This window comes from Nocardia sp. No.11 (assembly GCF_038752175.1).
GTDB lineage: Bacteria > Actinomycetota > Actinomycetes > Mycobacteriales > Mycobacteriaceae > Nocardia > Nocardia canadensis.
In genome coordinates this window covers 33,280-43,986 of record NZ_JBCGFB010000045.1, presented here as the reverse complement: position 1 = coordinate 43,986, position 10,707 = coordinate 33,280, and the positions used below count along the sequence as shown (strand labels likewise).

At 70.0% G+C, this 10,707-nt stretch carries 8 protein-coding genes; 4 read left to right on the top strand and 4 right to left on the bottom strand.

Features of this window, described 5'->3' with window-relative positions; translation table 11 throughout:
- Both V8688_RS16265 and V8688_RS16260 read left to right on the top strand, forming a co-directional pair.
- Positions 1–2,466: DEAD/DEAH box helicase (locus V8688_RS16265; protein ID WP_342801148.1), on the top strand; the 2,466-nt coding region annotated here is incomplete at its 5' end.
- Positions 2,466–3,215: an SWIM zinc finger family protein gene (locus tag V8688_RS16260; protein ID WP_342801147.1), complete on the top strand. Its 750-nt coding sequence runs from the start codon at positions 2,466–2,468 to the stop codon at positions 3,213–3,215. The genes V8688_RS16265 and V8688_RS16260, both read left to right, overlap by 1 nt.
- 1 nt (position 3,216) lies before the next feature.
- On the opposite strand, the gene V8688_RS16255 is transcribed toward V8688_RS16260, so the two are convergent.
- The 3 genes from V8688_RS16255 to icmF all read right to left on the bottom strand — a co-directional run bounded on the left by V8688_RS16255 (position 3,217) and on the right by icmF (position 8,050).
- Entirely contained in the window at positions 3,217–3,624 is a 408-nt protein-coding gene (locus tag V8688_RS16255) for a DUF3224 domain-containing protein (protein WP_218721209.1), read from the bottom strand.
- A gap of 34 nt (positions 3,625–3,658) precedes the next feature.
- Entirely contained in the window at positions 3,659–4,747 is a 1,089-nt protein-coding gene (locus V8688_RS16250; protein ID WP_255588552.1) for an amidohydrolase family protein, read from the bottom strand.
- Between the two features lie 81 nt (positions 4,748–4,828).
- Positions 4,829–8,050 (bottom strand): fused isobutyryl-CoA mutase/GTPase IcmF, encoded by a 3,222-nt coding sequence (gene icmF / locus V8688_RS16245; protein WP_342801146.1) that lies wholly within the window; start codon positions 8,048–8,050, stop codon positions 4,829–4,831.
- 135 nt (positions 8,051–8,185) lie between these two features.
- On the opposite strand from icmF, the gene V8688_RS16240 reads away from it, so the two are divergent.
- Positions 8,186–9,142, top strand: a complete 957-nt coding sequence (locus V8688_RS16240) for a DUF2157 domain-containing protein (protein WP_342801145.1) — start codon at positions 8,186–8,188, stop codon at positions 9,140–9,142.
- Position 9,143: 1 nt separating this feature from the next.
- Here the strand turns inward: V8688_RS16240 and V8688_RS16235 are convergent, their stop codons facing one another.
- Positions 9,144–9,695, bottom strand: a complete 552-nt coding sequence (locus V8688_RS16235) for a hypothetical protein (RefSeq protein WP_316573682.1) — start codon at positions 9,693–9,695, stop codon at positions 9,144–9,146.
- Between the two features lie 141 nt (positions 9,696–9,836).
- Here V8688_RS16235 and V8688_RS16230 point away from each other — a divergent pair, with 141 nt between their 5' ends.
- On the top strand, positions 9,837–10,631 hold the full coding sequence (locus V8688_RS16230; RefSeq protein WP_342801144.1) for an enoyl-CoA hydratase: 795 nt from the start codon (positions 9,837–9,839) through the stop codon (positions 10,629–10,631).
- The last annotated feature ends 76 nt before the right edge of the window (positions 10,632–10,707 follow it).

The following is a 10,707-nucleotide window of genomic DNA, read 5'->3' as shown; positions in this document are numbered from 1 at the left end:
GGCGGGCAGCGGCAGCGGGCGTGGCTGGCCGAGCTGGCCGCCGCGATGCCCGCCGCGCTGCGCGTGGCCGGGTCGCCGTCGGCTGTGCTGGACGACCTCGTCACCGAGCTCACCGACCCGATCGCGCGCGAGTACCTCGCCCACCGCACCATGACCCACCCGATGCTGCGGGCGCTGGTCGGCGACACCCCGCTCGAGGCGGGCTCCTACCGGCTGGCCGAGACCCTGGGGCAGTGGCGGGCCGGCTACGCCGCCGACGAGCCGGAACTCGTGCTGCGCCTGTGCGAACCCGACGGTGAGTTCGGCGCCGTCGACGAATCGGTGGCGCTGTGGCGCTTGCAGGTGTGCCTGCGCCCGGTCGACGACGCGCCCAAACCCGTTGTCCTCGACGATGACCCGGTCCTGGCCCGGACCGCCGCGGAGAAACTCGGGCACGCACGCAAGGCGTATCCGCGCCTGCGCGACCTGCCCACCGACCCGCGCGGACTCGACCTGCTGCTGCCCACCGCGGTCGTCGCCGACCTGGTCGCGCACGGTGCGCACGCTCTGCAGGAAGCCGGTATCCGCCTGCTGCTGCCGCGCGCCTGGAACATCGCCGAGCCGAGCATGCGGCTGCGGGTGAGCAGTCCGGCCGCCGCCGAGACCACGGTCGGGCTGAGCGGATTGCTGTCCTACCGGTGGGAACTGGCGCTCGGCGACCTGGTGCTGACCAAGGCCGAGATGGAGCGGCTGATCCGCAGCAAGTCCGATCTCGTGCAGCTGCGCGGGGAATGGGTGCAGGCCGACCATCGGGCGCTGGCCGCGGCCGCCCGCTATGTGGCCCTGCACGCCGACGACACACCGATCACCCTGGCCGACATGATCGGCGAACTGGCCGCCGAACGCGTCGACGATGTGCCGGTCACCGAGGTCACCGCCGTCGGCTGGGCGGCCGAATTGTTCGCCGGGGAAGGCGAACCCGAGCCGGTCCCGGTGCCGGTCGGCCTCAAGGCCGAGCTCCGGCCCTACCAGGAGCGCGGGCTGAGCTGGCTGGCCACGATGAGCAGGCTCAACTGCGGTGCGATCCTGGCCGACGACATGGGCCTGGGCAAGACGGTGCAGGTGCTGGCTCTGCTCGCGCACGAGCGCGAATCGGCCGCGGTCGGCACCGGACGGGCCGACCCGGGAGATCGGGTCGGCCCCACCCTGCTGGTGTGCCCGATGTCGGTGGTCGGCAACTGGCAGCGGGAAGCGCAACGGTTCACCCCCGATCTGCGAGTGCTCGTCCACCACGGCCCTGCGCGGCTCACCGGCCCGGAATTCGCTGCCGCCGTGGCCGACGCTGATCTGGTGGTGACCACCTACGCCCTGCTGGCCCGCGACGCGACCCTGCTCGGCGAGCAGCGGTGGGAGCGGATCGTGCTCGACGAGGCCCAGCACATCAAGAACGCCGCCACCCGCCAGTCGCGCGCGGCGCGCGCGCTCACGGCACGACATCGGCTGGCGCTCACCGGAACCCCCGTGGAGAACCGCCTCGAGGAACTGCGCGCGCTGTTCGACTTCGCCATGCCGAAACTGCTGGGCAGCCCGCAGTCGTTCCGGGCCAGGTTCGCCGTGCCGATCGAACGCGAACGCGATCAGCAGGCCGTCGAGCGGCTGCGCCTGATCACCGACCCGTTCGTGCTGCGCAGGCTCAAGACCGATCCGGCGGTCATCAGCGATCTGCCGGAGAAGCTGGAGATGACGGTGCGGGCCAACCTCACCGTCGAACAGGCCGCGCTCTATCAGGCGGTGGTCGACGACATGCTGGCCAAGTTGAAGGACGCGAAGGGTATGGCCCGCAAGGGCGCGGTGCTCGGCGCGCTGACCAGACTCAAGCAGGTCTGCAATCATCCCGCGCACTACCTCGGCGACGGTTCGCCGATCCTGCGTCGCGGCAGTCACCGCTCCGGCAAGCTCGCCCTGGTCGAGGACGTGCTCGACGCGGTCGTCGCCGACGGTGAGAAGGCCCTGCTGTTCACCCAGTTCCGGGAATTCGGCGACCTGGTGCTGCCGTTCCTCACCGAGCGCTTCGGTACCCCCATCCCGTTCCTGCACGGCGGAGTGTCCAAGAAGGGACGCGACGAGATGGTGACCGGGTTCCAGCGGGAGAACGGGCCGCCGCTGATGCTGCTCTCGCTCAAGGCGGGCGGCACCGGGCTCAACCTCACCGCCGCCAATCACGTGATCCACCTGGACCGCTGGTGGAACCCGGCGGTGGAGAACCAGGCCACCGACCGCGCGTTCCGGATCGGTCAGCAGCGCGCGGTGCAGGTCCGCAAGCTGGTCTGCGTCGACACCATCGAGGAGCGCATCGACGAGATGATCAGCGGGAAGAAGCAATTGGCCGACCTGGCCGTCGGCGCGGGGGAGAACTGGATCACCGAACTGAGCACCGACGAACTGCGCGACCTGTTCACCCTCGGTGCCGAGGCGGTGGGCGACTAGTGGCCGATTTCAGTCAGTTCGGACCGCGCCGACCGGTCACCGGCGGCGCCCAGGCGCGCGGCGGGTTCGGCCGGACCTGGTGGGGCCGGTCCCTGCTGGAGGCGGTGGAGAAGGTCGCCGACGCGGGCAGGCTCTCGCGCGGGCGCACCTACGCCAGGGTCGGCCAGGTGGTGAACTACCGGATCGAGCGCGGTGCCGTCACCGCCGAGGTGCAGGGCAGCCAGCCCAGCCCGTTCACCTCGGTGCTGGCGATGCGGCCGTTGCGTGCGGAAGAAATCGAGCTGCTGCTCGCCGAGATCAGGGAGGCACCCGGCATGCTCGCCGAGATCGCCTCCGGCGCACTGCCGCCCGCGTTGGGCCCGCACCTGCTGCCCACCACGGCGTCCGAACTCGACTTCTCCTGCAGCTGCCCGGACATGGGCTGGCCGTGCAAACACGTCGCCGCGGTCTGCTACCTGCTCGCCGAACGCCTCGACGAGCAGCCCAGCGAAATCCTCACCCTGCGCGGCCTCGACCTGGACACCCTCATCGGCGGCGTCGAGAAGTCCACCCGCACCACCGAATCCGCCGACCCCTACGGCGACGACCTCGACCTCCCCGAACTGCCCCGCATCGAATTCCGCGCCGTCATCGAGGACCTGGACCCGGTCCCCCTCCGCCGCGCCCTGCGCATGTCCACCGAAGACGAACAGACCGCGGCGACCGGCCTGCGCGAATTACGTTCCCTGTACCAGGAATTCGACAGCTGAGTCAGGGCAGGTCGTAGTCGAACCAGATGTGGTGGCCGCCGGTGGAATCGACGTAGAGGGCGCCGGTGCCGGTGATGCCGGTGAGTTCGCCGGTGCCACTGGCGGGGACGATGTGGAAGAACTCGTCGGTGCGATCGGTGCCGCCGGTGGTGGCGGAGTGGACGAAGTTGAACGCGCCGGATTTGCCCGCCAGGGTGCCCTCGAAGGACTCCATGGCGATGTAGGTGCCCGCGCCGGTGGACATGTCGAACGCCGCGGTGAACAGGGTCGCCGAGGTGCCGGTGATCTCGCCGGCGTAGACCTTCGTCATGAGCGTGACGCCGACCGGGAGCCCGGTGCCGATGGGCGGCTGGGGCTGCAGGTCGGTGGGGTCGAACGCGGTGACTTCGAACGTGCCGGTTGCTTTCATGCGGCGATGCTAAACCGGGCCACCGACACCGCGGTCACCGCTGCGCTGTCGTGTCGATGCGGTAGATCCGGACGGCATTGCCGCCGAACACCTTCCGCAGGTCCTCGGTGCTCGCCCCGGCGTCGGTGAGCACGCTCGCCACGGTCTCGACCGCGCCGGTGATGCTGGTGATCGGCTTGTCGACCGGGAAGTTGGAGCCCCAGATCAGCCGGTCGGCGCCGAAGGCCGTCAGCGCGTGGGTGAGCAGCGGTCGCACCCGGTCGATCAGGGTGGGCACCGGTGTCGGGACCCCGCGCGGCGGCACCGGGTGCCCGAGGACCGGCATCATCAGGCCGCTGACCTTGGCCACCACATTCGGCTGGGCGGCCAGATCGGTGAGGTCGTCGCGCCAGCGGTCGAACAGGGCGCCGCGCTGGGCGGCGGTGTGCCCGGTGTCCTTGCCGACCGGCCCGAAGATGCCCGCGGGCGTGCCCAGGTGGTCGAGCACGATGGTGACCTCGGGGAATCGCTCGGCCAGCGCCGTCACCTCGGCCAGCTGTCCCGAATAGACCCAGGCGTCGAAGGACAGGCCGCGCTCGGCGAGCAGGCCGAAGCCGTTCAGGAAGGCGGGGGCGGTCAGGTGGCCGTCGTGCGCCGCGAACGACTTCACGGCCGGGTCGGGGTGGTGGGCGACCATGGTCCTGATGCCGCGCAGCAGCGGCGAGGCCGACTGATGCGCGTCGAGCACCGCGCCGAAGTCCGCGGCGGCCGGATCGGCCGCCCCCACGATGAGGCTCAGCGGCGGGGTGTCGACGCCGAACGGCAGGCTGGCCACCCACCTTGTCTCGTCGGGCTTCCAGCCGGTCCATTCCACTTCGCAGTGCCCGATGCCGCGCACCGCCGTCGTCCCCAGGTCGGTGCGGTAATCGGCGGGCAGATAGGGGCCGGTATAGGCGGTGGGATCGCCGACGAATTCCCGGTCACGGCGGGGCGCCAGCTTCGCCGCGATATCGATCGACAGCGGCAGATAGCGCAGCAGGGTGGCGAGCTTGCTGAATTCGCGCGGGGTCGTGCGCGGGTCCCACTGATGGATGTGCGCATCGATGATGTCGAGGTCGGTCAGGTCCATTGCTGTACGTCCCATCGCCGCCGCTGGCAGTGTGCTGGCGGCAATTGTCACACGCGGGTGCCGGGTGTGGCTGGATTCGTGCTCGCGGCGATCGCTTCAGACGGTCCGTCGATACTGACCACCGACAGCGAAGAACGTATCGGTGACTTGCTGTAGGGTGCACACCCGCGCCGCGTCCATCAACACCTCGAAGATATTGCCGTCGGTATGGGCGACCTCGGCCAATCGCGCCAGCGCGCGATGGGACTGTTCGGCATTCTCCTCGACGAACGTGCGCAACCGGTCCAGCTGGGAGCGGCGCTCCCGCTCGGTGCCGCGGGCCAATTCCAGCGGGCCGTGCGCGGCGTCGTCGCCGTGACCGCGGAAGGTGTTCACTCCGACGATCGGCAGGGAACCGTCGTGTTTGCGCTGTTCGTAGCGCATCGACTCGTCCTGGATGCGTCCGCGCTGGTAGCCGGTCTCCATCGCGCCGAGCACGCCGCCGCGTTCGCTGATGCGCTCGAATTCCAGCAGGACCGCCTCCTCGACCAGGTCGGTGAGCTCGTCGATGACGAAACTGCCCTGCAGCGGATTCTCGTTGACCGCCAGCCCCCATTCCTTGGCGATGATGAGCTGGATGGCCAGCGCGCGCCGCACCGAATCCTCGGTGGGCGTGGTCACCGCCTCGTCGAAGGCATTGGTGTGCAGGCTGTTGCAATTGTCGTAGACCGCGATCAGCGCCTGCAGGGTGGTGCGGATGTCGTTGAACTGCATTTCCTGTGCGTGCAGCGAACGGCCCGAGGTCTGCACGTGATACTTCAGCTTCTGCGCGCGTTCGCCCGCGCCGTAGCGGTCGCGCATCGCGACCGCCCAGATCCGCCGGGCGACCCGGCCGATCACGGTGTATTCGGGGTCCATGCCGTTGGAGAAGAAGAACGACAGATTCGGCGCGAAGTCGTCGATCGCCAGTCCACGGGCGAGATAGGTCTCCACGTAGGTGAATCCGTTGGCCAACGTGAAGGCGAGCTGGCTGATCGGGTTCGCGCCCGCTTCGGCGATGTGATACCCGGAGATCGACACCGAATAGAAATTGCGGACGTCGTTGCGCACGAACCATTCCTGCACGTCGGCCATCATCCGCAGACTGAACTCGGTGGAGAACAGGCAGGTGTTCTGCCCCTGGTCCTCCTTGAGGATGTCGGCCTGCACGGTGCCGCGCACGGTCGCGAGCGTGCGCGCCCTGACCTCGGCGGCTTCGTCCGGGGTCGGCGGCCTGCCCTCGGCCTCGGTGAAGCGGTCCAGCGCCTGGTCGATCGCGGTATTGAGGAAGAACGCGAGGATGGTCGGGGCCGGTCCGTTGATGGTCATCGACACCGAGGTCGTCGGTGCGCACAGGTCGAAACCGTCGAACAGCGTGCGCATGTCCTCGACGGTGGCCACCGAGACTCCCGAGGTGCCGACCTTGCCGTAGATATCGGGGCGCTCGGCCGGATCGTGGCCGTAGAGGGTGACCGAGTCGAACGCGGTGGACAGCCGGGTCGCCTCGGCGTGGGCGCTGAGGACCTTGAACCGCCGGTTCGTGCGCGCCGGATCGCCCTCGCCGGCGAACATCCTGGCCGGGTCCTCGTTGTCGCGCTTGAACGGGAAAACCCCTGCGGTGAAGGGGAATCGGCCGGGCAGATGTTCCGCACGCAGGAAACGCAGCAGTTCGCCGTCGTCGGTGTAGCGGGGCAGGGCGACGCGGGGGATGCTCGAGCCGGACAGTGACTCGCGCCGCAGCGGGGTGCGGATCTCGCGATCGCGGACCCGCACGATCTGCTCCTCGCCCGCGTAACTCGCGGTGACGGCGGGCCATTCGGCCAGCAGCGCGGCCGACGCGGGGGAGAGGTCGCTGCGCGCGGCTGTCAGCAGGTCGGCGACGGCGGCGTCGTCGGGCAGTTCGTCGTGCACCAGCCGCAGGCGCTGAATGCGCTGGGCCGCGGCCACGTCCCGGACGGTGTCCGCGTGGTAGTCGCGCACGGTCTCGGCGATCTCGGCCAGGTAGCGGACCCGTGCCGGCGGCACGAGCTGGGCGAACCGGGTGGAGACCTTGGTGTCGACGCGGGGGAGCGCGCCTTGCTCGAGCGGGAGTCCGTGTTCGGCGAGCAGCCCGGTCAGGTGCTGATAGAGGGCGGTGACGCCGTCGTCGTCGAAGGTGGCCGCGCTGGTGCCGAAGACCGGCATATCAGCCGGCTGCGCGCCGAATTCGGCCCGGTTGCGGATCAATTGGCGCGCCACGTCGCGGACCGCGTCGGCCGCGCCACGGCGCTCGTACTTGTTGATCGCGACCACGTCGGCGTAGTCGAGCATGTCGATCTTCTCTAGCTGGGAGGCGGCGCCGAACTCGGGCGTCATCACATACAGCGCCACGTCGACGTGGTCGACGATGCCCGCGTCGCCCTGGCCGATGCCCGGGGTCTCCAGGATCACCAGGTCGTGGCCCGCGGCGCGGCAGGCGGCGATCATGGTGTCGATGTCGTCGGGCAGTTCGTGATTGCCGCGGGTGGCCAGCGAACGGAAATACACGTGGTCGCCGTCGAGCGCGTTCATCCGGATGCGGTCGCCGAGCAGTGCGCCGCCCGCCCGGCGCCGAGTCGGGTCAACGGCGAGGACCGCGATGCGCAGCTTGTCCTGCTGGTCGGTCCGCAGCCTGCGCACCAATTCGTCGGTGAGCGAGGACTTTCCGGAGCCGCCGGTGCCGGTGATGCCGAGCACCGGCACCCGGCGCTTGCTCGCCGCCGCGAGGATCGCCGCCCGGTCCGGCGTGGACAGCGCGCCCTGCTGCAGACAGGTGATGGTGCGCGCCAGGGCATTCCGGTCGCCGGTGTAGAGGGCATCGAGGTCGGGCGGGGTGGCGGCCCGGTCGACATCGCACACCCGGACCAGCTCGTTGATCATGCCGGGCAGACCGAGGCGCTGGCCGTCCTCCGGGGAGAAGATCCGCACGCCGACGCGCGCCAGCCGCTCGATCTCCTCGGCGACGATCACGCCGCCGCCCCCGCCGAAGATTCGCACGTCGCCCGCGCCCGCCTCGCGCAGGGCCGTGGCGAGGTACTCGAAGAACTCGATGTGCCCGCCCTGGTACGAGCTGACCGCGACGCCTTGGACGTCCTCCTCGATCACCGCGTCGACGATCTCGCGCACCGATCGGTTGTGGCCGAGGTGGATCACTTCGGCGCCCTGGGCCTGCAGGATGCGCCGCATGATGTTGATCGCCGCGTCGTGCCCGTCGAACAGGGCCGCCGAGGTCACGAATCGCACGGGATGGACCGGCACATGCAGGGCGCTGGACTCGCTCATGACTGCCTCCGCAGCAGATAGTACGACCAATACTAGGACGTCCAACTAATTGTAGTATGAACTGCGTCACTCCGGCGCGAAACGCGGCCCGCGGGATTCGGCCGAATCGCGCACCCCGGTCGACATACTCGACGGATGGTTCGCGAACACAGGGTGGGCGTGGCGTTGGAGCGGCTGGTGGCGGCGGGCGTGATCAGCGGCGACCAGCGCGGGGCGGTATTGCGGGCCGTGGAAGCCGAGGAGCGGGCGGGCCGGGCGAGTGCGGGCCGGATGATCGCCGAGATCGTCGCCTATCTCGGGGCGGGCCTGGTGGCCGCCGGGGTGGCGCTGTTCCTCGGGCTGGCCTGGTCGGACGTGGCGCAGACCGGGCGGGTGGTATTGCTGCTGGTAGTGGCCGGGTGCGCGGTCACCGGCGCGGTGCTGCTGGCCGGTGGGTGCGACGGGATCTTCCGACGGGTGCCGATCGCGTCGGCGGGGCGCAGCAGGCTCGCGGCGGTGCTGCTGGTGCTGGCCGCGGTCATGGTCTGCGGCGCGGTGGTCACGGCCTTCGGAGACGACGCCGAGATCGCGGCCGCGATCGCGGGACTGCTCGTCGCGATCCTCGGATATCTGCTGGTGCCCACCGTGCTCGGCATGGTCGCGATGGGCGGGTTCGGCGTCGCGAGCGTGGTGACCACGGCTTCGGCGGTGCTCGACTACCGCTCCGCCTGGCCCGGCGTGGTGCTGATGCTGCTCGGCGCGGTGTGGGTCGGGCTCGCCTGGGCCCGGCTGTTCGTCGCCGACTGGGCCGGGTACCTGATCGGCGGCGTGATCCTGGTGAGCGGGGCGCAGTCGGTGACGCCCGGGGAGTCGCTGTGGCGGCCCGCGCTGACCGCGCTGGTCGGGATGGCGTGCCTGCTGCTGTACGCGCTGCGGCGCGAGCCCGTTCTCGTGCTCGGCGGCGCGGCGGCGGTGGCGATCGCGGTGGGGCAGACGGTGGCCGAGCGGACCGACGGCGGGCCGGTCGCCGCGAGCGTGGTGCTGGCCATCGGCGCTGTCGTGCTGACCGTCGGTGTGGTCGTGCTGCTCGCCGGATCGAAACAGCCGGACTGAGTCAGCGGATCAGCGTGGTCTCCTGCGCGCGGATCGTGCGGAAGAACCGCGGGCCCACGTCGGAACCGTTGTGGTTGTAGCTGTCGATGATCTCGGCGAGTTCGTCGGCCAGGCGGCGCAGGTCCGCGGTCGCGGTGGTGCGGTCGAACTCGTCGGACTCCCAGCCCCACGCGGGTGGGATGTCGGTGATGGTGACGACGATCTGATCGGCGAACGGCGTGCTCACCGCCACCGTGAGCTCGGCGGGCGCGGCCGCGAGTGGGCTGTGCACCGTGAGCTCGCCCGGACCGCCGACGACGGCGAACGTGCGGGCGAAGGCGATGTCGTCGCGGACCGACTCGACGATCGACGCGGTGCTCGCGTGCCTGCCCGGCCGGTGATGCCTGGCGCCGTACACCCGATCCGGCGCCGCGGCGGACACGGTGTCGCCGTGCGTCTTCCGCAGAATCCGGTCGAGCATGCGCTGGGCTGTGGCCCGCTCGTCCGCGCCGGTGTTCTCGTGCTCGATCAGCGCGCGCAGGCGGCTGATCCGCGCGAAATGGTCGGTGCCCATGCCCCCGATTGTGCCGCAGCGGATCCGGAATATCGGGCACTGCGCCACGCCTACTTGCGGGTTTGCCCGCGTGGCCGGTGGGCGGCCGGGCTCGGTATCGTCTGCACCATCCGTGACCACTGAAGAACAAGAGGGTGCCTGGTGACCGATTTCGAGACGATTCTGCTGGAGCGCAAGGGCGGCGGCGAGGGCAAAGGCGGGGTCGGCTGGATCACGCTGAACCGGCCCAAGGCACTCAATGCGCTCAACGCGCAGGTCCTCGCGGATGTCATCGCCGCGCTCGACGAGCTCGACAACGACGACTCGATCGGTGCCGTCGTGATCACCGGATCGGAGAAGGCCTTCGCGGCCGGGGCCGACATCAAGGAGATGGCGGACAAGTCCTACATGGACATGTTCGCGTCCAACGCCTTCGCGGGCTGGGACCGGCTGGCCAACTTCCGCAAGCCGACCATCGCCGCGGTCGCGGGCTTCGCCCTCGGTGGCGGCTGTGAGCTGGCGATGCTGTGCGACATCCTGATCGCCGCCGACACCGCCAAGTTCGGTCAGCCCGAGATCAAGCTCGGCGTGATCCCCGGCATCGGCGGCTCGCAGCGGCTGACCCGCGCGGTCGGCAAGGCCAAGGCCATGGATCTGATCCTGACCGGCCGCACCCTGGGTGTCGAGGAAGCCGAGCGAGCCGGGCTGGTGTCGCGGATCGTGCCCGCCGACCAGCTGCTCGACGCCGCGCTCGAGACCGCCCAGACCATCGCCTCGATGTCGCTGCCGGTCGCGATGATCGCCAAGGAAGCGGTCAACCGGGCCTTCGAGACCACCCTCACCGAGGGCGTGCTGTTCGAGCGACGGGTGTTCCACTCGCTGTTCGCCACCGACGATCAGAAGGAAGGCATGGCCGCCTTCGTCGAGAAGCGCACACCGAACTTCACCAACAGCTAGTTCTGTCTCAGCCGCAGCGAACCATCGGTGAGCTGGGCAGTGGTCGGCGCGGTTCCCGGTTCGGGGGACCGCGCCG

What these genes read in the sequence shown, in the direction of transcription:
- V8688_RS16255 (WP_218721209.1), bottom strand. Translation starts at nt 3,624, where the DNA reads ATGAAAGCAACCGGCACGTTCGAAGTCACCGCGTTCGACCCCACCGAC.
- V8688_RS16250 (WP_255588552.1), bottom strand. Translation starts at nt 4,747, where the DNA reads ATGGGACGTACAGCAATGGACCTGACCGACCTCGACATCATCGATGCG.
- icmF (WP_342801146.1), bottom strand. Translation starts at nt 8,050, where the DNA reads ATGAGCGAGTCCAGCGCCCTGCATGTGCCGGTCCATCCCGTGCGATTC.
- V8688_RS16240 (WP_342801145.1), top strand. Translation starts at nt 8,186, where the DNA reads ATGGTTCGCGAACACAGGGTGGGCGTGGCGTTGGAGCGGCTGGTGGCG.
- V8688_RS16235 (WP_316573682.1), bottom strand. Translation starts at nt 9,695, where the DNA reads ATGGGCACCGACCATTTCGCGCGGATCAGCCGCCTGCGCGCGCTGATC.